At 70.9% G+C, this 18,630-nt stretch carries 21 protein-coding genes; 11 read left to right on the top strand and 10 right to left on the bottom strand.

Annotated features, from left to right (window positions below; all coding sequences use genetic code 11):
• Positions 1–197 precede the first annotated feature (197 nt).
• Entirely contained in the window at positions 198–578 is a 381-nt protein-coding gene (locus tag CSC62_RS18265) for a helix-turn-helix domain-containing protein (RefSeq protein ID WP_162405100.1), read from the bottom strand.
• 161 nt (positions 579–739) lie between these two features.
• On the opposite strand from CSC62_RS18265, the gene CSC62_RS05155 reads away from it, so the two are divergent.
• Together CSC62_RS05155 and CSC62_RS05150 are read left to right on the top strand one after the other, a co-directional pair.
• On the top strand, positions 740–940 hold the full coding sequence (locus CSC62_RS05155) for a hypothetical protein (RefSeq protein WP_162405099.1): 201 nt from the start codon (positions 740–742) through the stop codon (positions 938–940).
• A gap of 160 nt (positions 941–1,100) precedes the next feature.
• The gene (locus CSC62_RS05150; protein ID WP_162405098.1) at positions 1,101–1,409 is read left to right on the top strand and encodes a hypothetical protein; all 309 of its coding nucleotides are present in this window, start codon (positions 1,101–1,103) and stop codon (positions 1,407–1,409) included.
• A 22-nt stretch (positions 1,410–1,431) separates the two neighbouring features.
• Here the strand turns inward: CSC62_RS05150 and CSC62_RS05145 are convergent, their stop codons facing one another.
• Positions 1,432–2,019 carry a FliH/SctL family protein gene (locus tag CSC62_RS05145; protein WP_162405097.1) on the bottom strand — a complete coding sequence of 196 codons (588 nt, stop codon included), beginning with the start codon at positions 2,017–2,019 and terminating at the stop codon, positions 1,432–1,434.
• A 60-nt stretch (positions 2,020–2,079) separates the two neighbouring features.
• Between CSC62_RS05145 and CSC62_RS05140 the strand changes: the two genes are divergently transcribed.
• Together CSC62_RS05140 and CSC62_RS05135 are read left to right on the top strand one after the other, a co-directional pair.
• Positions 2,080–4,248: a bifunctional (p)ppGpp synthetase/guanosine-3',5'-bis(diphosphate) 3'-pyrophosphohydrolase gene (locus tag CSC62_RS05140; protein ID WP_162405096.1), complete on the top strand. Its 2,169-nt coding sequence runs from the start codon at positions 2,080–2,082 to the stop codon at positions 4,246–4,248.
• Positions 4,249–4,353: 105 nt separating this feature from the next.
• Positions 4,354–6,525, top strand: a complete 2,172-nt coding sequence (locus CSC62_RS05135) for a RelA/SpoT family protein (protein WP_162405095.1) — start codon at positions 4,354–4,356, stop codon at positions 6,523–6,525.
• A 340-nt stretch (positions 6,526–6,865) separates the two neighbouring features.
• On the opposite strand, the gene CSC62_RS05130 is transcribed toward CSC62_RS05135, so the two are convergent.
• The 6 genes from CSC62_RS05130 to CSC62_RS05105 are packed head-to-tail and all read right to left on the bottom strand — an operon-like array spanning position 6,866 to position 11,608.
• The gene (locus tag CSC62_RS05130; RefSeq protein WP_162405094.1) at positions 6,866–7,507 is read right to left on the bottom strand and encodes a ribonuclease HII; all 642 of its coding nucleotides are present in this window, start codon (positions 7,505–7,507) and stop codon (positions 6,866–6,868) included.
• Positions 7,504–8,724: a lipid-A-disaccharide synthase gene (gene lpxB / locus CSC62_RS05125; RefSeq protein ID WP_162405093.1), complete on the bottom strand. Its 1,221-nt coding sequence runs from the start codon at positions 8,722–8,724 to the stop codon at positions 7,504–7,506. Before lpxB ends, CSC62_RS05130 begins: the two co-directional genes overlap by 4 nt.
• 25 nt (positions 8,725–8,749) lie before the next feature.
• Positions 8,750–9,538: an acyl-ACP--UDP-N-acetylglucosamine O-acyltransferase gene (lpxA, locus tag CSC62_RS05120; RefSeq protein ID WP_162405092.1), complete on the bottom strand. Its 789-nt coding sequence runs from the start codon at positions 9,536–9,538 to the stop codon at positions 8,750–8,752.
• 22 nt (positions 9,539–9,560) lie between these two features.
• Positions 9,561–10,019: a 3-hydroxyacyl-ACP dehydratase FabZ gene (fabZ, locus tag CSC62_RS05115; protein WP_162405091.1), complete on the bottom strand. Its 459-nt coding sequence runs from the start codon at positions 10,017–10,019 to the stop codon at positions 9,561–9,563.
• Positions 10,016–11,041 (bottom strand): UDP-3-O-(3-hydroxymyristoyl)glucosamine N-acyltransferase, encoded by a 1,026-nt coding sequence (lpxD, locus tag CSC62_RS05110; protein ID WP_211368930.1) that lies wholly within the window; start codon positions 11,039–11,041, stop codon positions 10,016–10,018. Before lpxD ends, fabZ begins: the two co-directional genes overlap by 4 nt.
• Before the next feature lie 45 nt (positions 11,042–11,086).
• Positions 11,087–11,608: a Smr/MutS family protein gene (locus CSC62_RS05105; RefSeq protein ID WP_162405089.1), complete on the bottom strand. Its 522-nt coding sequence runs from the start codon at positions 11,606–11,608 to the stop codon at positions 11,087–11,089.
• Between the two features lie 75 nt (positions 11,609–11,683).
• Between CSC62_RS05105 and surE the strand changes: the two genes are divergently transcribed.
• The 4 genes from surE to CSC62_RS05085 are packed head-to-tail and all read left to right on the top strand — an operon-like array spanning position 11,684 to position 14,670.
• The gene (gene surE / locus CSC62_RS05100) at positions 11,684–12,475 is read left to right on the top strand and encodes a 5'/3'-nucleotidase SurE (RefSeq protein ID WP_162405088.1); all 792 of its coding nucleotides are present in this window, start codon (positions 11,684–11,686) and stop codon (positions 12,473–12,475) included.
• Positions 12,472–13,164: a protein-L-isoaspartate(D-aspartate) O-methyltransferase gene (locus CSC62_RS05095; protein WP_162405087.1), complete on the top strand. Its 693-nt coding sequence runs from the start codon at positions 12,472–12,474 to the stop codon at positions 13,162–13,164. Before surE ends, CSC62_RS05095 begins: the two co-directional genes overlap by 4 nt.
• A gap of 2 nt (positions 13,165–13,166) precedes the next feature.
• Complete coding sequence (locus tag CSC62_RS05090; RefSeq protein WP_162405086.1) at positions 13,167–13,817, top strand: exopolysaccharide biosynthesis protein; 651 nt, start codon at positions 13,167–13,169, stop codon at positions 13,815–13,817.
• Between the two features lie 43 nt (positions 13,818–13,860).
• Positions 13,861–14,670, top strand: a complete 810-nt coding sequence (locus CSC62_RS05085) for a peptidoglycan DD-metalloendopeptidase family protein (protein WP_162405085.1) — start codon at positions 13,861–13,863, stop codon at positions 14,668–14,670.
• 143 nt (positions 14,671–14,813) lie between these two features.
• On the opposite strand, the gene CSC62_RS05080 is transcribed toward CSC62_RS05085, so the two are convergent.
• Positions 14,814–15,203 carry an Mth938-like domain-containing protein gene (locus tag CSC62_RS05080; protein ID WP_162405084.1) on the bottom strand — a complete coding sequence of 130 codons (390 nt, stop codon included), beginning with the start codon at positions 15,201–15,203 and terminating at the stop codon, positions 14,814–14,816.
• A gap of 36 nt (positions 15,204–15,239) precedes the next feature.
• Positions 15,240–15,545, bottom strand: a complete 306-nt coding sequence (gene yhbY / locus CSC62_RS05075; protein ID WP_162405083.1) for a ribosome assembly RNA-binding protein YhbY — start codon at positions 15,543–15,545, stop codon at positions 15,240–15,242.
• Positions 15,546–15,629: 84 nt separating this feature from the next.
• Here yhbY and rlmE point away from each other — a divergent pair, with 84 nt between their 5' ends.
• The 3 genes from rlmE (at position 15,630) to CSC62_RS05060 (ending at position 18,587) form a co-directional block, all read left to right on the top strand.
• Positions 15,630–16,268 carry a 23S rRNA (uridine(2552)-2'-O)-methyltransferase RlmE gene (rlmE, locus tag CSC62_RS05070; RefSeq protein ID WP_162405082.1) on the top strand — a complete coding sequence of 213 codons (639 nt, stop codon included), beginning with the start codon at positions 15,630–15,632 and terminating at the stop codon, positions 16,266–16,268.
• Between the two features lie 89 nt (positions 16,269–16,357).
• On the top strand, positions 16,358–18,295 hold the full coding sequence (ftsH, locus tag CSC62_RS05065) for an ATP-dependent zinc metalloprotease FtsH (RefSeq protein ID WP_162405081.1): 1,938 nt from the start codon (positions 16,358–16,360) through the stop codon (positions 18,293–18,295).
• A gap of 10 nt (positions 18,296–18,305) precedes the next feature.
• Positions 18,306–18,587 carry a hypothetical protein gene (locus CSC62_RS05060; protein ID WP_162405080.1) on the top strand — a complete coding sequence of 94 codons (282 nt, stop codon included), beginning with the start codon at positions 18,306–18,308 and terminating at the stop codon, positions 18,585–18,587.
• Positions 18,588–18,630 lie beyond the last annotated feature (43 nt).

The raw sequence follows: 18,630 nt of genomic DNA, 5'->3' as shown, positions 1-18,630 counted from the left end.
ATTACATCGAGATGTTCTACAACCCGATCCGCCGGCATGGTTCCGCTGGCGGACTGTCACCGGTAGAGTTCGAACGGCGCTACGCGCAAAGTGGCAACTGAGTGTCTACGGAACTCTGGCCGGTCCAATGCGCCGGAGCCCTTGTGATCGTGAAACTGCGTTCCGGGCTAGGGTGTTCCGACTGAAAGTTCTGGCGTTCAGGGCAGAAGTGAACGGGTGGCCGATTCTGCAAGCCATACGCTCAAAGGTAGTATGGGTATGCGGCCCAATGCATCACTGTCGAAAGTCGCCAAAGGTTCGAGCGAGATGTGCGGAGTGAACGCGAGTCCACCGCCTATTTGCTTGGTCTCATGATCCACAAGTACTCGGCCACTGAATTCGGAATGTCCAGTCATCAACCACGCCGGGTCTACGCCCGTGATTTCTGCAATGTGGCAGAGGGTGGCAATGCTTGGGTTGTGGCGGCCCGTCTCCCAATGCCCAACGGTGGCATGGGAAACCCCGAGGTGATGGGCAAGATCCCGGATGCTGAGTCCAATCCTGGAGCGGGATTGCCGGATACGCGTGCCGATCCTCATGCACAGCTCCCCTGGGTGTCTAGCGAGGCTAGACAATAACAGCAATGGTATTGACCGAAGAATGCGAATGCGGGGTAAATCATCCCGGTATCCGGTGTCCCGGATACTGGCCCGGCCGGCCGATGTTTTCCAACCCTGTGCTTCCGGATGAGGAGAAAAGCATGAGGGAGTTGTCCAGCTTGGAGGTTTCTTCCGTGTCGGGTTCCATCGGCCTCGGAGATGCAATTGCCCTAGTCGAGGTCGCGGTAAAGGTGGTCACCGCCGGTTACAAAGTGGTGGAGGCAGCCGATGCCACTAACCGTGCGGTCTATGGCGATGACTTCGCTAATGAGTTGCTGGCCGCGGGCGGGCTGGGTGCCTGATTCAGCGCTTGGACGATTCTGGGGCAGTTCCTGCCCCAGAATCTTCTTCATCGCCTTCGCTCTGGCCGTGCCGGTCGCAGCGCTCTCGGTTCTTCTGGGCTGGGTGATTGCCAGCGCTATCCCCCCTCAGGGCGAGAGCAAGCTGCCGGATCCGGCGTACATGCTGATCGCCGTCTCCCTGTCTCCGATAGTCGAAAACTGGGTGGTGCTGCGTCTGGGAGACGTCATCCCCGACCGATGGGCTCGGGGGCGGTGGTGGATCAAGCCTTTGCTGATTGCCGTGCCTGCCGGCCTGTTTCATGTCCTGGTCAACTGGAATCTCGTTTCGTTAACGGCAATCCCGACCTTCTTCGTCATCGCGTGCCTAGCCATCAATGTCAGGAGCCGCCGTTGTGGATACTGGGCGTCGGTGATCCTGCATGCCCTGGTCAATGCACTCTTGCTCGGCCTGTGGTGGATTGCCGGCTGAGGGGCGGGCGGTGGCGTCGGATCTACTTGATCCGGCGTACTTTCGCGGCGGTGTTGTAGCCGGCGATCTTCAGGAACCAGGTATTGGTCACGCCGGGCTTGATCGTCACCGCCGGCGCCTGGGCGCGCACGCCGGCCAGGCTGGCGTCCTCGACCTGCTCCCAGACCTGGCCATTGGCCAAGGTGTACTGGCGGCCCTTGGCGAAGCCGCGGAACTCGCCGACCAGGGTGCTGGCGATCGGTTCGGAGGTGCCGAAGTCGAAGAAGCCGCGGTTCTCCTGCTTGACCTGCTGCCGGCCTTCCTCGCGCGCCTGCTCGCGGATGCGCTCGATCTCGGCGGCGCTGAGCACGGTGGCGCTCTCGGCCGGCGCGGCCTCGGTGGCGGCAGCGACGGCCGCGCCTTCCTGGCCGCGGCGGATCCAGGCCTGCAGCGCGGCCAGCTCCTGCGCAGTGAGCTTGTCCAGGCCGGCGGCCTTGAATTCCTCCGCGCTCATCTGCTGGCGCAGCGTGGTCGCCTCGGCGGCCGCCTGCGCGAACGCGCCGGGCGCGGCCAGGGCCAGCGCGAGCGCCAGCGCGGACAGGGACCATGGGGACGTCAGGCGCTGTTTCATGCTTGTTCCTCCGGTGCGTTGGCCGCTAGTGTAGTGCCAACCCCACGCGCCGGATCGGCCTTGTCGCGCCCCGCCATCGATGGTTTGCATGCCCTGCTGCAGGACCCGGCCGCCGCGTCCCTGCCGGCGGCCTTGCGCGAACGCCTGCAGGCGGCGTGGGACACCGCGGGCGCCGACCACGCCACCCGCGCGCCGTGGCCGGTGATCGTCGACACCCTGCGGATCCTGGGCCACCTGGACGCCGACGAACCGGCGCTGGCGGCGGCCCTGCTGTTCGACCTGCCGGGCCTGCGCGCGGTGGCGGCTCGGGAAGTCGCGACCACCTGGCCGGCGGTGGCCGGGCTGCTCGACGGCCAGGACGCGGCCGACCAGGTCTGGGCCCTGCACGCCGGGCGCGAGGCCGGGCGTAATGGTGAAGGCCTGCGCCGGCTGCTGCTGTCCATCGTCCACGACCTGCGGGTGGTGCCGGTGCTGCTGTCGCGGCAGCTGGCCCGGATGCGCGTGGCCGACCGCCAGCCCGAGGCCGAGCGCCGCGCCCTGGCCCAGCTCACCCGCGACATCCACGCCCCGCTGGCCAACCGCCTGGGCATCTGGCAGCTGAAGTGGGAGCTGGAGGACCTGGCCTTCCGCTTCCTCGAGCCGGACACCTACCGCCACCTGGCGCGCGAGCTGGACGAGACCCGGGCCGCGCGCGAGCGCTACGTGGAGGCGGTCAAGGCGCAGCTGGGCAAGGCCCTGGCTGCGCAGGGGCTGCAGGCCGAGATCAGCGGCCGCTCCAAGCACATCTACAGCATCTGGCGGAAGATGCAGAAAAAGCACCTGCCGCTGGACAAGCTCTACGACCTGCGCGCGGTGCGGGTGATGGTGGCCGACGTGGCGGCCTGCTACGCCGCGCTGGGCGTGGTCCACGCGCTGTGGGTGCCTGTGCCGGGCGAGTTCGACGACTACATCGCCCGGCCCAAGCCCAACGGCTACGCCTCCTTGCACACCGCCGTGGTCGGCCCGGAAGGGCGCACCCTGGAAGTGCAGATCCGCACCCGCGACATGCATGAGCAGGCCGAGCTGGGCGTGGCCGCGCACTGGCGCTACAAGGAAACCGGCGGCAGCGCCGCGGGCAAGGGCGCCGGGCGCGCGTTCGAGCGCAAGATCGCCTGGATGCGGCAGCTGCTGGAGCAGGCCGGCGAAGGCCGCGACGAGGGCCTGGCCGGGGCGCTGGACGCCGAGCTGGTCGAGGAGCGGGTGTACGCGCTCACGCCCAGGGGCGAGGTCGTGGACCTGCCGCAGGGCGCCACCCCGCTGGACTTCGCCTACCACGTGCACACCATGGTCGGGCACCGCTACAAGGGCGCCAAGGTCAACGGCCGGATCGTGCCGCTGGGCTACCACCTGCGCAGCGGCGACCGGGTCGAGATCATGACCGGCAAGGAGCCCGACCCCAAGCGCGACTGGCTGCTGCCGGCCAACGGCTACCTGGCCAGCGGCCGCTCGCGCGACAAGGTCCGGGCCTGGTTCCACAAGCTGGACCGCTCGCGCAATGTCGCCGCCGGGCGCGAGATGCTGGAGCGCGAGCTCAAGCGCCTGGGCCTGCACCAGGCCGACCTGGCGCCGGTGGCCCGGAAGTTCCACGCCGAGACCGTGGACGACCTGTACATCCAGGTCGCCCTGGGCGACGTCGGCCCGCACCAGGTCGGCCGCGCCCTGCATGAACTCGAACGCGCCGCCGAGCCGGCCGCCGCCGCGCCCGTGCCGGCACGCCCGGCGCCGCGCAGGACCGGGAAGAAGGCCACGGCCGGCTTCACCGTCCAGGGCGTGGGCAACCTGCTGGTGCAGCTGGCCAAGTGCTGCCAGCCGGTGCCGGGCGAGCCGATCGCCGGCTACCTCACCCGCATCCGTGGGGTCACCGTGCATCGCGCCGACTGCGCCTCCTTCGCCCGCCTGGCCGCGGCCCAGCCGCAGAGGGTACTGCCGGTGGAGTGGGGCGCGGCCGGCGGCGGCTACGAGGTGGACGTGGCGGTCAGCGGCATCGACCGCAAGTGGCTGCTCAAGGACGTGACCACCCTGATCGCCCAAGAGGACGCGCACGTGGCCGACATCCGCAGCGACCTGCGCAACGACGGCCGCCTGCACCTGCGCATGCGCCTGCGGGTGTCCGACTACGGCCAGCTGTCGACCCTGCTGGGCAAGCTCGACGCCCTGCCCGGCGTGGAGCGGGCGCAAAGGCTGGGCTGAGACCTGGTTTCGGGCATGGCGCCGCATCCCGATCGGCCCCATGGCCGGGCTGAATCGCGGCCTGGAATGTTTGCCGCCACAGGCCCGCTGGCATAGTCTTCCGCCATGAACCCAGGCCATTCAGCCCAGGCAGTCGCAAGCGTGCCGCCGTCCACCGGCGAGCCGGTCCCCGACTATGTCCTCGAGCTGGAGCGCGCCGCCGCCTACCTGCCGCGCGAGCAGCTGCCCCTGCTGCGCGAGGCCTGGCGGGTGGGCGCCGAGGCCCACGCCGGCCAGACCCGCAAGTCCGGCGAGCCCTACATCACCCATCCGGTGGCGGTGGCCGGGGTCCTGGCCGACCTCGGCCTGGACGTGGAGACGCTGATCGCGGCGATCCTGCACGACACCATCGAGGACACCCCGCTCACCCGCGAGCAGCTGGCGGCCCAGTTCGGCGAGGACGTGGCCGAGCTGGTCGACGGCGTCACCAAGCTGGACAAGCTCAAGTTCCGCGATCGCCAGGAGGCGGCGGCCGAGAGCTTCCGCAAGATGCTGCTGGCGATGTCGCGCGACCTGCGCGTGATCATGATCAAGCTGGCCGACCGCCTGCACAACATGCGCACCCTGGGCGCGCAGAGCCGCGAGGCGCGCGAGCGCATCGCCCGCGAGACCCTGGAGATCTACGCGCCGATCGCCCAGCGCCTGGGCATGAGCCTGGTCAAGTCCGAGCTGCAGAACCTCGGTTTCCGCGCCCTGCACCCGTGGCGCCACGCGATCATCGAGAAGCACATCCGCAGCCAGCCGGTGGTGCGTCGCGAGTCGATGGCCCAGGTCGAGGTGCAGCTGTCGCAGGGCCTGGCCCGCGAAGGGCTCGAGCACCGCCTGGTCAGCCGGATCAAGACCCCGTGGAGCATCTACAACAAGATGCAGGGCGAGGGCAAGAGCTTCGACCAGGTGATGGACGTGTTCGGCTTCCGCCTGGTGGTGCGCAGCGTGCCCGGCTGCTACCACGCCCTGGGCGCGGTGCATGCGGCGTTCAAGCCGCTGGACGGGCGCTTCCGCGACTTCATCGCGATCCCCAAGGCCAACGGCTACCAGTCCCTGCACACGGTGCTGTTCGGTCCCTACGGCTCGCCGATCGAGGTCCAGATCCGGACCGAGGAGATGGACCTGATCGCCGAGCGCGGGATCGCCGCGCACTGGACCTACAAGCACGGCGGCGACAGCCCCAACAGCGCCCAGAGCCGGGCCCACGCCTGGATCGTGGACCTGATCGACTCGCAGCGCGCGGCCGGCTCGTCGCTGGAGTTCCTGGAGAACGTCAAGGTCGACCTGTTCCCGGACGAGGTCTACCTGTTCACGCCCAAGGGCCGGATCCTGGCCCTGCCGCGCAACTCCACCGCGCTGGACTTCGCCTACGCGGTGCACACCGACGTCGGCAACCAGGCGGTGGCCGCGCGCGTGGACCGGCGCCTTGTGCCGCTGAAGACCAAGCTCTCCAGCGGGCAGACGGTGGAGGTCATCACCGCGCGTTCGGCCGCGCCCAAGCCGCAGTGGCTGGAGTTCGTGGTCACCAGCAAGGCGCGCACGGCGATCCGCCACCAGCTCAAGCAGCTCGAGCACGAGGACGCGGTGCAGCTGGGCCACCGCATGCTCGACCGCGCGCTGGAGGCGATGGACAGTTCGCTGGAACGCCTGCCGGCCAAGCGCCTGGAGTCGTTCCTGGTCGAGCACCGCTTCCCGCGGCTGGAGGCGTTCCTGGCCGAGGTGGCGCTGGGCAACTGGATGCCCAGCCAGGCGGCGCAGGCGCTGATGGCATACGCGGAGCTGCGCGGCGGCGGGCATTCCAAGCATTCGCAGGAAAAGATCCTGATCAACGGCACCGAGGGCGGGGTGGTCAGCTTCGCCAACTGCTGCCAGCCGATCCCGGGCGACGAGATCATGGGCTACCACACCGCCGGCAAGGGGGTGGTGGTGCACCGGCTGGACTGCCCGAACCTGGCCGAGTTCCGCAAGTCGCCGGAGCGCTGGGTGCCGATCGACTGGGACCCCAATGTCACCGGCGACTACGACACCTCGCTGATCGTGGACGTGGAAAACCACACCGGGGTGCTGGCGCAGCTGGCCGCGGCGGTGGCGCAGAGCCATTCCAACATCGAGCGGGTGGACTACCTGGACCGCGACGTGAACGCGGCCCAGCTGCGCTTCGCGATCCAGGTCCGCGACCGCACCCACCTGGCCGAGGTGATCCGCCGCCTTCGCCGCCTCAACGTGGTGCAGGGCGTGCGTCGGCAGTAGCGGGGGGCCTGCGCGGCTTCTCCGCTTCGCTTTACCCCTCCCGCAAGGGGAGCAAAAACGCTGGGTCCTGGCGTTCGCCGGGACGACGGCAGCGGGGAAAGGCGCAGCAGAAGCCTGAAGAGCAGAAGCACCAGAAGCGGTGGACTCCAAAGTTCGCGGAGGCCGTCGTGTCTTGGGTCTGCGGGGCAAGTGGCACAGGGACGTGCCACGGCCGCGAGTTGCGGGCAGGATGCCCGCCCGAGCGGTGCACCGCAGACCCAAGGCACGGCGGCCCCGCCCGAAGCCAGCGCATTCACGCCATCCATCCGGCAGCGCCTTTCGCTCCGTCAGCCCGAAAGCCTCAGGCCTCGAGCGCCGGCTCCCGCTCCCGCGTCCGCGCTTCCGCCTCCCGCACCGGGGCGAAGCTGCGCCGGTGGTGCAGGCAAGGCCCGTGCAGCGCCAGCGCGGCCAGGTGGGCCGGGGTCGGGTAGCCCTTGTGCGCGTCGAACCCGTAGTGCGGGTGCGCGGCGTGCAGCTCGCACATCAGCCGGTCGCGGGCGACCTTGGCCAGGATCGAGGCCGCCATGATCGCCGGCTCCAGCGCATCGCCGCCGACCAGCGCCTCGGCCATGCACGGCAGCGCCTTCGGCAAAGCGTTGCCGTCGATCCGCACCAGTTCCACCTGCGAACCCAGCGCCAGCACGCAGCGGCGCATGCCTTCCAGTGTCGCGTGCAGGATGTTCAGGCGGTCGATCTCCTCCACCGCCACCATCTCGATGTGCCAGGCCAGCGCGCGCTGGACGATCTTCGGGTACAGCGCCTCGCGCTGGGCCGGAGTGAGCTTCTTGGAATCGTCCAGGCCGCGGATCCGCCGCTTCGGATCCAGGATCACCGCGGCCACCGCCACCGGCCCGGCCAGCGGGCCGCGGCCGGCCTCGTCGACGCCGGCCACCCGCAGGCGCCGGCGCTCGATCGGGAACAGGTCCGCCGCGGTCGCGCTCACGGCCGCCGCTCCAGCGCCGCCAGCAGGCCGGGCAGGGTGGCGATGGCCTCGGCTGCGGAGGCCGAGGCGTCGCGGCGCAGCTGTTCGTGCAGCTGCAGGTACTTCGGCTGCAGCGCGTCCACCGCGCCGGGCGAGCGGAACCAGTGCAGCACCGCCGCGGCCAGCGCCTCGGGCGTGCAGTCATCCTGCATCAGCTCCGGGGCCAGGTCCTCGCCGGCCAGCACGTTCGGCAGGGCGTAGCGGTCGACCTTGAGCAGGCCCAGGGCACGGACGATGCGGTAGGTCAGCGGCGCGACTCGGTAGCCGACCACCATCGGCCGCTTCGACAGCATCGTCTCCAGGGTCGCGGTGCCGGAGGCGAGCAGGACCACGTCGGCGGCGGCCAGCGCGGTGCGGGCCTGGCCGTCGAGCAGGTGCGACTGCAAAACCGGCAGGGCCGAGCGCGACAGCTGCGCCTGCAAAAGTTCGCGGCAGCGGGCGTTGGCCGCCGGCACCACCACGTGCGCGTCCGGCAAGGCCTCGCACACCTTCCAGGCGGCCTCGAAGAAGATCTCGCCCAGGCGTTCGATCTCGCCCAGGCGGCTGCCGGGCAGCACCGCCAGCACCGGCGCGTTCGGTGGCAGGCCGAGGGCGGCACGGGCGGCGGCGCGGTCGGGGTGCAGCGGCATGGCGTCGGCCATCGGGTGGCCGACGAAGCGCGCGTCCACGCCGTGGCGGGCGTAGATCGCCGGCTCCATCGGGAACAGGCACAGGACCCGGTCGGCGCTGGCGCCGATCTTCTCGGCGCGCTTCTCGCGCCAGGCCCAGACCGAGGGACTGACGTAGTGCACGGTGGCGATCCCGCGCTGCTTGAACCAGCGCTCCACGCCCAGGTTGAAGTCGGGGGCGTCGATCCCGACCACCACGTCCGGCTGCCAGGCCAGGGCGCGCTCGCGGAATTCGCGGCGCAGCTTCAGCAGCCGCGGCAGGTGGCGCAGCACCTCGGCCAGGCCCATCACCGCCAGCTCGCTGGCGTCGTGCCAGGTCTCGACCCCGGCCGCGCGCATGGCGTCGCCGCCGATGCCGGCGAACAGCGCCCCGGGGAAGCGTGCGCGCAGGGCCTCGACCAGGCCGGCGCCGAGCGCGTCGCCGGAGGCCTCGCCGGCGACCAGCACGATCCGCGGACGGCCCGGGCCGGCGCGGTCTGCAGCCTCGTGTCCGCGGATGCGTTCGTTCACCGCCTGCCGGCCCCGGTCCGCCGCCTCAGCGCAGCAGCGGCCGTTCGCCGCCGTCGATGAAGTCCAGCAGCTGGCGCACGTCCTCGCTGCCCTCGGCCTGCGCGGCCAGCTGCTCGCGCGCCTCGGCCAGCGGCAGGCCGGCCACGTACAGGGTGCGGTAGGCGCGCTTGATCGCGGCGATCCGGTCGGGATCGAAGCCGCGGCGCTTGAGGCCTTCGCTGTTGATCCCGCGCGGGCGGCCGAGCGAGTTGCCGCCGACCATGGTGAACGGCGGCACGTCACCGTTGACCAGCGCGCCCATGCCGAGGAAGGCGTGGTCGCCGATCCGGCAGAACTGGTGGGCGCCGGCGAAGCCGCTGACGATCACCCAGTCGCCGACGATGACGTGACCGGCCAGGGTGGTGTTGTTGGAGAACACGCAGTGGTCGCCGACGATGCAGTCGTGGGCCACGTGGGTGTAGGCCAGCATCCAGTTGTCGTCGCCGATCCGGGTGATGCCGCCGCCGCCCGCGGTGCCGCGGTTGAGGGTGACGAACTCGCGGAACAGGTTGCGATCGCCGATCACCAGCTCGGTGCGCTCGCCGGCGTACTTCTTGTCCTGCGGCTCGCCGCCGACGGCGACGTGGCCGACGAAGCGATTTTCGCGGCCGACCCGGGTCGGGCCGGCGAAGCTGCAGTGCGGGCCGATCCGGCAGCCGTCGCCGATCTCCACGTCCGGGCCGATCACGGTGAAGGCGCCGACGCTCACGCCCGCGCCCAGGCGCGCGCCCGGATCGATCACGGCGGTGGGGTGGATCAGGGCTTGCTCGCTCATGGCCGGGCTCCGGTGTTCGGGCTTACTCGCGGGTGCCGGCGCACAGCACCTCGGCGCAGGCGACGATCTCGCCGTCGACCTTGGCCTCGCCGTAGTACACGGCCATGTTGCGGATCACCCGCTTGATGGTCACGTGCAGCTCGAGCACGTCGCCCGGCACCACCTGCTTGCTGAAGCGGGCGTTGTCGACCTTGACCATGTAGAACAGCTTGGACTGGGCGTCGCGGCCCAGCGACAGCTGGGTCAGCACGCCGCCGGCCTGGGCCAGGGCCTCGATGATCAGCACCCCGGGCATGATCGGCTGGGTGGGAAAGTGGCCCTGGAAGAACGGCTCGTTGATGCTGACGTTCTTGCGGCAGACGATCCGCTTGCCCTCGATGTCCAGTTCGTCGACCCGGTCGACCAGCAGGAACGGGTAGCGGTGCGGGATCAGCGTCTGGATGGTGGTGACGTCGATGGGCAGCTGCACGGTTTCGTTCATTCGGGACTTTCCTGGGTGGAGGCGTTGACGCGGCGCGCCAGCGCGTCCAGTTGCTTGAACCGGGCGGCGTTCTTCCGCCAGGTGCGGTTGTCGGTGAGCGGGGTGCCGGAGGAATATTCGCCCGGCTCGCGGATGGAATGGGTCACCAGCGACATCGCGGTGACCGTGACCTTGTCGGCGATCTCCAGGTGGCCGAGGATGCCGGCGGCGCCGCCGACCAGGCAGTAGCGGCCGATCCGGGCGCTGCCGGCCGCGGCCGAGCAGCCGGCCATCGCGGTGTGGGCGCCGATGCGGACGTTGTGGCCGATCTGGACCAGGTTGTCCAGGCGCACGTCCTCCTCCAGCACGGTGTCGTCGAGCGCGCCGCGGTCGATGCAGGTGTTGGCGCCGATCTCGCAGTCGTCGCCGACCACCACCCCGCCGAGCTGCGGCACGTTGACCCAGCGCCCGGCGTCCATCGCCAGGCCGAAGCCGGCCGCGCCGAGGACCGCGCCGGGCAGGACCCGCACCCGCTTGCCCAGGCGCACGCGGGCGACCAGGGTGACCCGGGCCTGCAGCTCGCAGCCGGCGTCCAGCTCGCAGTCCTCGCCGATGCTGCAGCCGGGGCCGATCACGCAGCCGGGGCCCACCTTCGAGCGCGCGCCGATGGAGACGAACGGACCGACGTGGGCATCGGCCGAGACCACGGCCGATGGATCGACCACGGCCGAGGGATGGATTCCCGGCGCGCGCGCGGGCACGCATTCGAACAGGGCCGAGATCCGGGCGAAGGCCACGTACGGGTCGCGCGCGACCAGCGCGGTGCCGGGCGCGGAGGCCGCGTCGTCGGCGCGCAGCACCACCACCGCGGCGGTCGAGGCGGCCAGCTGCGGGCGGTAGCGCGGGTTGGCGAGGAACGCCAGCTGGCCGGGGCCTGCATTGGCCAGGGTGGCCACGCCGCGCACGGCCACTTCGCCGTCGCCGTGCAGCTGCAGGGCGAAGCGCTCGGCCAGTTCGGCGGCGGTGAATACGGGGGCTTCCATCCCGTGCATTCTAGCCTCCCCGGCGCGCCGGCCGGCTGCGGCGGCCTAGCGCCGGGCCAGCAGCACCAGCAGGGCGCCGGTCCCGCCCTGCGCGGACGGTGCCGAATGGAAGGCGAGCACGTCGCCGCGCTGGCGCAGGGTGCGGTCCACCAGGTTCTTCAGCACCGGCACGCCATCGCCGCCGCCCTTGCCGTGGATGATGCGCACGCAGCCGAAGCCGGCCTCGCCGGCCTCGGCCAGGAAGCGCGCCAGCAGGGTCTCGGCCTGCAACGAGTTGGCGCCGTGCAGGTCCAGCTCGTCCTGGGCGGAGAACTGGCCGCGGCGCAGCCGCTGCCAGTCGCGCGCCGACACCCGCTCGCGCCGGAACGCGCTGGCGTCGCCGCGCATCAGCGCCGCGTCCGGATCGTCGGCGAGGCGGCCGGAGGGCGGCGGCTCCTCGTGCCGCGCGCGCGCGGCCGGACGCGGGCGCGGCGGCGCGGGCGGCGCCTGCGCCGGCTTGCGCAAGGGCGCCACCTCGCCGATCGCGGCGCGGAACAGGGCGGCGGGGTCTTCCTCGTCCTCGTGCATGGGCACAGGTTAGCGCAGCGCCGCGGCCCCGCGCCGGACGCTTCCGGTATCATGCGGACGTTTTCGAGGAAGCCCATGCGCGTACTGGTAAGCAACGACGACGGCGTGGATGCCCCGGGCATCCACGTCCTGGCCCAGGGCCTGCGCGACGCCGGCCACGAGGTGTACGTGGTGGCCCCCGACCGCGACCGTTCCGGCGCCAGCAATTCGCTGACCCTGGACATGCCGATCCGCACCCGGCGGATCGATCACTACACCTGTTCGGTCGCCGGCACGCCCACCGACTGCGTGCACCTGGCCCTGACCGGGATGTTCGAATTCGAGCCGGACATCGTGGTCTCCGGGATCAACAACACCGCCAACCTCGGCGACGACGTGATCTACTCGGGCACGGTCTCGGCGGCGATGGAAGGCCGCTTCCTCGGCCTGCCGGCGGTGGCCGTGTCGCTGGCCACCCGCAACCACGACGCGAAGCACTACGGGACCGCGGCGCGCGCGGCGGTGGAGATCGTGGCGCGGCTGATCACCGATCCCTTGCCGGCCGACACCATCCTCAACGTCAACGTGCCGGACCTGGCCTGGGGCGAGGTCCGCGGCTTCGAGGTCACCCGCCTGGGCAACCGCCACCGTTCCGAGCCGTGCATCCCCCAGGCCGACCCGCGCGGGCGCACGGTGTACTGGATCGGCCCGGCCGGCCCGGAGCAGGACGCCGGCCCGGGCACCGATTTCCACGCCGTGCGCACCGGCCACATCTCGATCACCCCGATCCACGTCGACCTGACCCGCTACCAGGCGCTGGAGAAGGTCGCCGGCTGGGTCGGCGGCCTGTCCGCGGCCCTGGCCGCCAACGGCGAGGCGCGGGCATGAGCCCGGCGCAGCGCCTGCAGTCCGGCCCGGCCGGCCTGGGCATGACCTCGCAAAGGGTGCGCGACCGCCTGGTTCAGCGCCTGCGCGAAGGCGGCCCGGGCACCGCGGCGATCGTCGACGAGAACGTGCTCGACGCCGTGCGCACCGTGCCGCGCCACCTGTTCGTGGACGAGGCCCTGGCCAGCCGCGCCTACGAGGACACCGCACTGCCGATCGGCCATGGCCAGACCATCTCCCAGCCCTGGGTGGTGGCGCGGATGACCGAGGCGATCCTGGCGGTGCAGCCGAAGAAGGTGCTGGAGGTCGGCACCGGCTCGGGCTACCAGGCCGCGATCCTGGCCGCCTTGGGGCTGGAGGTGTACACCGTCGAGCGCATCGGCGAACTCCTGCGCCAGGCGCGCAAGCGCTTCCGCACCCTGGGCATGAACGTGCGCAGCAAGCACGACGACGGCCGCGCCGGCTGGGCCGAGCACGGTCCCTACGACGCGATCGTGGTCACCGCTGCCGCGCCGGCGCTGGTGGAGGCGCTGATCGGCCAGCTGCGGCCCGGCGGGATCCTGGTCGCGCCGGTGGGCGGGCCCTCCTCGCAGTCCCTGCTGGAACTGGTCCGGCGCGAGGACGGCGGGGTCGACGAGCGGGTGCTGGCGCCGGTGGTGTTCGTGCCCCTGCTCTCGGGCACGCTGGATTGAACATGGACCGGGAACCGCGCCCCCGCGCCGCCGAAGGCGCCCCTCTGGGCGAGCAACTGGCGGCGATCATCGAGCAGCTGCCGGAAGACCGACTGAGCCTGCGCGAGCTGCTGGACACCTTCGGCGACGAAGGCCTGCTGCTGCTGACCATCCTGCTGACCCTGGTATTCCTGATCCCGGTCTCTATCCCCGGGGTGAGCACGGTGTTCGGCGCTGCGATCCTGCTGGTCGGGGTGAGCCGGCTGGCGCGCCGGCCGCTGTGGCTGCCGCGCCGGATCAAGGACAAGGCCTTGCCGGCCGACCGCCTGCGCCCGGGCCTGCAGGGCGGGCTGAAGTGGGTGCGGCGGATGGAAAGGATCAGCCGGCCGCGGCGGCTGCCGGCGTTCGTCGACGGCCGGGCCATGGACATCGCCAACAACCTGGCCTTCATCCTGGCCGCTTTGCTGTTGATGGCGCCGTTCGGGTTCGTGCCGTTCAGCAACACCCTGCCGGCGCTGGCCCTGCTGCTGTACGCGATCGGCATGATCCAGCGCGACGGCGGCGCAATCCTGCTCGGCCACCTGGCCAACATCGGCACCATGGTCTACTTCGCGGTGCTGCTGGGCGGCGGTGGCATGGCCGCGCACGGACTCTTCGAGCGCCTGACCGGCTGACCGCCGGGTGCGCCCTTCCATTCGACAGGAGACAGGCAAAGGCATGAGCAACGCGACCGCCCCGGCACGCAGCCCGGCACGCAGGGTTTTCAGTCTCGGCATCGTCGTCCTGGCCGTGCTGGCCCTGGTCGCCTGCGGCCGCAGCACGGTGGTGCGCAGCCCGGCGGCCGCGGGCAGCTCCGCGTCCCAGGCCAGGCCGGGGCAGTCGGTGGTGGTGCAGCGTGGCGACACCCTGTATGCGCTGGCCCGTCGCAACAACGTCGCGGTGACCGACCTGGCGCGCTGGAACGGACTGCCGCCGCCGTACACGATCTATCCGGGGCAAAGGCTGGCGCTGGGGCCTGCGGACGGGAAGTCCGGGACGGCGGCCGTCACGCCTGCGCGGCCGGCTTCCGGCGCATCCACCGCGCCGGCCACGGGAACGGTGGCGACCGCGCCGGCGCAGCGCCCGGCCGCTACGCCGGCGGCGCCGGCCAGCAGCGGCTTCAGCTGGCGCTGGCCGGCGCAGGGCGTGCTGCTCAACACCTACGTGGCCGGCAACAACACCCGCCAGGGCATCGACATCGGCGGTAGCAGCGGCCAGTCGGTGGTCGCGGCGGCGGACGGGGTGGTGGTGTATTCGGGCGCCGGCCTGGTCGGCTATGGCGAGCTGATCATCATCAAGCACAGCGAGCAGTGGCTGTCGGCCTATGGCCACAATCGTGCGCGCCTGGTCAACGAGGGCCAGAACGTGAAGGCGGGCCAACAGATCGCCGAGATGGGCCGCACCGGCGCGGCGCGCGACATGCTGCACTTCGAGATCCGCTACAACGGCAAGCCGGTGGATCCGCTGCTGTATCTGCCGAAGAAGTAGCGGGCGGGCGCCTCGTGTAGGAGCCGGTCTTGCCGGCGACCGTGGAGGCGGACGGATCACTGGCATCCGGTTTCACGCAGACGTATCCGCCATGGCGGTCGCCGGCAAGACCGGCTCCTACAAAAGGCCAGCCGCGAGGCGGATCAATCGCCCGCGCCGCCGTCCAGCAGCAGGGCGACCACCACCCGCCGGCCTTCGCCGGCCAGGACGTTGTAGGTGCGCGCGGCGGCGGCGTTGTCCATGACCTCGATGCCGATCCCGCGGGTCAGGCAGGCGGCCATCACCGCCGGTGGCGGGAAGGCCTGGCGCGCGCCTGTGCCCAGCACGATCAGCTCCGGCTGCAGCTCCAGCAAAGGCTGCAGGTGCGCCGGTTCCAGCGCGGCGGCGGTCGCCGCGGCCGGCCAGTCCTCGACCAGGCGGTCGGGGGCCAGGGCCAGGCTGCGGACCAGGACGCGGTCGTTGACCCGGGCCTGGTGGCCGTCGGCGCCGCGCAAGACCCAGGCGTAATCGGGGCGTTCGTGGCTGAGCTGCATCGGATCGCCTCGGGACGTGCGTCGGGCGCGGCCGGCTCAGGCCCGCGGCAGGACGATCGAGGGCTTTTCCTTCGCAGGCCGGTACAGGGTGGCGGTATGGCCGATCCTCTGCACCAGAGCCGCGCCGGTCTGGCCGGCCAGTTCGGCGATCATCGCGTCGCGGGCTTCGCGGTCCTCGGCGCCGACCTTGACCTTGACCAGCTCGTGCCGCTCCAGGATCTGGTCCAGCTCGGCCACCAGGGCCGGGGTGACGCCCTTGCCGCCGACCTGCATCAGGGCCTTGAGCCCGTGGGCCTGGCCGCGGAGAAAGCGGTTCTGGGCGGAGGTCAGGACAACCGACATCGAGGGTACCGGGCGGGTCTGCGGGGCGGATCAGGGTATCATGGCCCTCCGTATTCCCGCGGGCTTCCCGGCCCGGTCCTCCGCATGTCCCGCAGCTCCCGCAGCAAGAGCAGCCACCGCTGGCTCCGCGAGCATTTCGCCGATCCCTACGTGAAGAAGGCCCAGGCCGAGGGCCTGCGTTCGCGCGCGGCCTACAAGCTCGAGGAGCTGCTGGAGCGCGACCGCCTGCTGCGGCCGGGCATGGTCGTGGTCGACCTGGGCGCGGCCCCGGGCGGCTGGTCGCAGTTCGTGCGCCAGGCCCTGGGCGACAGCGGCCGGGTGGTGGCCCTGGACATCCTGGAGATGCCGCCGCTGGCCGGGGTCGAATTCCTTCATGGGGATTTCAGGGAGGATGCCGTCTTATCGGGGCTGGAGACGCTCCTGGACGGCCAGCCGGTGGACCTTGTGCTGTCGGACATGGCCCCCAATATGAGTGGCGTGGACGCGGTCGACCAGCCGCGGGCCATGCACCTGGCGGAACTGGCGCTGGAATTCGCCGACAACCACCTGCGCCCCGGCGGCGCCTTCCTGATCAAGTTGTTCCAGGGAGTGGGGTTCGACGACTACGTCCGCCAGCTGCGCCGCCGATATGAAAAGGTCGCCATCCGCAAGCCGGCGGCCTCGCGCAAGCGTTCGCCGGAAGTCTATGCCCTCGGGCAGGGCAAGCTGGCGGCAATGAAGTAAGCTCGGGCTGCAAGCCCGCGAGACCGGCGGCCGGGCCGCCGCAGACAGATGCAGGACCAGGCAGGACAGGGGTTACGGAGCCGATGAGGATGAACGACTTGACCAAGAATCTGCTGCTTTGGGTGGTCGTCGCCGTCGTGCTGATGGTGGTGTTCCAGAGCTTTTCGCCGCGCGGCGCCACCGCTCCCGGCGCCGGCGAGACCGCCAGCTACACCCGCTTCCTGCAGGACGTGGACGCCGGCCGGATCCGCTCGGTGGTGTTCACCGACGAGAGCACCTTCACCGCCAACGCGATCCGCTACAAGCGCGCCGACGGCACCGAAGGCCAGGTGGTGGGCCCGATGGACGGCAAGCTGATCGACCAGCTGGTCAGCAAGAACGTGGACATCGTGCGCGAGAAGCCGGCCACCGGCCCGGGCTTCTGGGGCATCGTCCTGAACTTCCTGCCGGTGCTTCTGCTGATCGGCTTCTGGATCTTCATGATGCGGCAGATGCAGGGCGGCGGCGGCGGGGCCAAGGGCGCGATGTCCTTCGGCAAGTCGCGGGCCAAGCTGCAGGGCGAGGACCAGGTCAAGATCACCTTCGCCGACGTCGCCGGCTGCGACGAGGCCAAGGAGGAGGTCGGCGAGCTGGTCGAGTTCCTGCGCGATCCCTCCAAGTTCCAGAAGCTGGGCGGCAAGATCCCGCGCGGCGTGCTGATGGTCGGCCCGCCGGGCACCGGCAAGACCCTGCTGGCCAAGGCGATCGCCGGCGAGGCCAAGGTGCCGTTCTTCTCGATCTCCGGCTCGGACTTCGTCGAGATGTTCGTCGGCGTCGGCGCGTCCCGCGTGCGCGACATGTTCGAGCAGGCCAAGAAGCACGCGCCGTGCATCATCTTCATCGACGAGATCGACGCGGTCGGCCGCCATCGCGGCGCCGGCCTGGGCGGCGGCCACGACGAGCGCGAGCAGACCCTGAACCAGCTGCTGGTGGAGATGGACGGCTTCGAGGGCGGCGAGGGCGTGATCGTGATCGCCGCGACCAACCGTCCGGACGTGCTCGACCCGGCCCTTCTGCGCCCGGGCCGCTTCGACCGCCAGGTGGTGGTCGGCCTGCCCGACGTGAAGGGCCGCGAGCAGATCCTCAAGGTGCACATGCGCAAGCTGCCGCTGGCCGACGACGTCGTGCCGCTGGTGATCGCGCGCGGCACCCCCGGCTTCTCCGGCGCCGACCTGGCCAACCTGTGCAACGAGGCGGCGCTGTTCGCCGCGCGCGGCAACGAGAAGGAAGTGCGGATGGAGCACTTCGACCGCGCCCGCGACAAGATCCTGATGGGCGCCGAGCGCCGCTCGATGGCCATGAGCGAGGAGGAGAAGACCCTCACCGCCTACCACGAGGCCGGCCACGCCATCGTCGGCCGGCTGGTGCCCGAGCACGACCCGGTCTACAAGGTCACGATCATTCCCCGCGGCCGCGCCCTGGGCGTGACCATGTACCTGCCCGAGGGCGACCGCTACTCGATGAACCGGGTGGCGATCGAGTCGCAGCTGTGCTCGCTGTACGGCGGGCGGGTGGCCGAGGAACTGATCTTCGGCGAGGACAAGGTCACCACCGGCGCCTCCAACGACATCGAACGGGCGACCAAGATGGCCCGCAACATGGTCACGAAGTGGGGCCTGAGCGACGAGATGGGTCCGATCGCCTATGGCGAGGAAGAGGACGAGGTGTTCCTCGGCCGCTCGGTGACCCAGCACAAGAACGTGTCCAACGAGACCGCGCGCCGGATCGACGAGGTGGTGCGCTCGATCCTGGACAAGGCCTACGCCAAGACCAAGGGCCTGCTGACCGAGAACATCGACAAGCTGCACGCGATGAGCCAGCTGCTGTTGCAGTACGAGACCATCGACGCGCCGCAGATCGACGCGATCATGGAAGGCCGCGAGCCGCCACCGCCGGCCGGCTGGGGCAAGTCCAACCGCGACGGCGGCGACAAGGGCGGTGACCCCCGTCCTCTGCCGCCGGTCGGCGGCCCGGCGACCCAGAGCTGAGCCTGCGGCGATGGCAGGGCAGCACCCGCCCGGACCGGAACATTCCGGCCGGCGCGACGGCCAGGCGCCGCGGCCGAGCTACTACGTCCGCAACCCGTGGCGCAACGTCGCTGCGGGCGCCTTCGCCGGCTGCTCGACCATCCTGACGGTGACGGCGATCTTCTACGCGCTGGGGCGGCTGCCGCTCGGCGCGGTCGGGGTCAGCGTGCTGCTGGCCGTGGCGGTGTTCGGCTTCGGCCTTTTCGCCCGCCACCGCGCCGCACGGATCGACGCCGGCCTCCTCGGCCGCTGACGGCGCCTCCTGCCGTAGGATTGTCGCCGGCGACGGCACGGGC

Source organism: Pseudoxanthomonas jiangsuensis (genome assembly GCF_010093185.1).
Lineage (GTDB): Bacteria > Pseudomonadota > Gammaproteobacteria > Xanthomonadales > Xanthomonadaceae > Pseudoxanthomonas > Pseudoxanthomonas jiangsuensis.
The sequence above is the reverse complement of the archived record's forward strand: the minus strand, read 5'-3'. Positions and strand labels throughout refer to the sequence as shown.

Excerpts from the sequence above, each read along its gene's own strand:
- rlmE (WP_162405082.1), top strand. The coding sequence starts at position 15,630 with ATGTCCCGCAGCTCCCGCAGCAAGAGCAGCCACCGCTGGCTCCGCGAG.
- CSC62_RS05060 (WP_162405080.1), top strand. The coding sequence starts at position 18,306 with ATGGCAGGGCAGCACCCGCCCGGACCGGAACATTCCGGCCGGCGCGAC.
- lpxA (WP_162405092.1), bottom strand. The coding sequence starts at position 9,538 with ATGAGCGAGCAAGCCCTGATCCACCCCACCGCCGTGATCGATCCGGGC.
- CSC62_RS05095 (WP_162405087.1), top strand. The coding sequence starts at position 12,472 with ATGAGCCCGGCGCAGCGCCTGCAGTCCGGCCCGGCCGGCCTGGGCATG.
- lpxD (WP_211368930.1), bottom strand. The coding sequence starts at position 11,041 with ATGGAAGCCCCCGTATTCACCGCCGCCGAACTGGCCGAGCGCTTCGCC.
- CSC62_RS05090 (WP_162405086.1), top strand. The coding sequence starts at position 13,167 with ATGGACCGGGAACCGCGCCCCCGCGCCGCCGAAGGCGCCCCTCTGGGC.
- CSC62_RS18265 (WP_162405100.1), bottom strand. The coding sequence starts at position 578 with ATGAGGATCGGCACGCGTATCCGGCAATCCCGCTCCAGGATTGGACTC.
- CSC62_RS05135 (WP_162405095.1), top strand. The coding sequence starts at position 4,354 with ATGAACCCAGGCCATTCAGCCCAGGCAGTCGCAAGCGTGCCGCCGTCC.
- yhbY (WP_162405083.1), bottom strand. The coding sequence starts at position 15,545 with ATGTCGGTTGTCCTGACCTCCGCCCAGAACCGCTTTCTCCGCGGCCAG.
- CSC62_RS05155 (WP_162405099.1), top strand. The coding sequence starts at position 740 with ATGAGGGAGTTGTCCAGCTTGGAGGTTTCTTCCGTGTCGGGTTCCATC.
- fabZ (WP_162405091.1), bottom strand. The coding sequence starts at position 10,019 with ATGAACGAAACCGTGCAGCTGCCCATCGACGTCACCACCATCCAGACG.
- CSC62_RS05150 (WP_162405098.1), top strand. The coding sequence starts at position 1,101 with ATGCTGATCGCCGTCTCCCTGTCTCCGATAGTCGAAAACTGGGTGGTG.
- surE (WP_162405088.1), top strand. The coding sequence starts at position 11,684 with ATGCGCGTACTGGTAAGCAACGACGACGGCGTGGATGCCCCGGGCATC.
- CSC62_RS05105 (WP_162405089.1), bottom strand. The coding sequence starts at position 11,608 with ATGCACGAGGACGAGGAAGACCCCGCCGCCCTGTTCCGCGCCGCGATC.
- CSC62_RS05085 (WP_162405085.1), top strand. The coding sequence starts at position 13,861 with ATGAGCAACGCGACCGCCCCGGCACGCAGCCCGGCACGCAGGGTTTTC.
- CSC62_RS05080 (WP_162405084.1), bottom strand. The coding sequence starts at position 15,203 with ATGCAGCTCAGCCACGAACGCCCCGATTACGCCTGGGTCTTGCGCGGC.
- ftsH (WP_162405081.1), top strand. The coding sequence starts at position 16,358 with ATGAACGACTTGACCAAGAATCTGCTGCTTTGGGTGGTCGTCGCCGTC.
- CSC62_RS05145 (WP_162405097.1), bottom strand. The coding sequence starts at position 2,019 with ATGAAACAGCGCCTGACGTCCCCATGGTCCCTGTCCGCGCTGGCGCTC.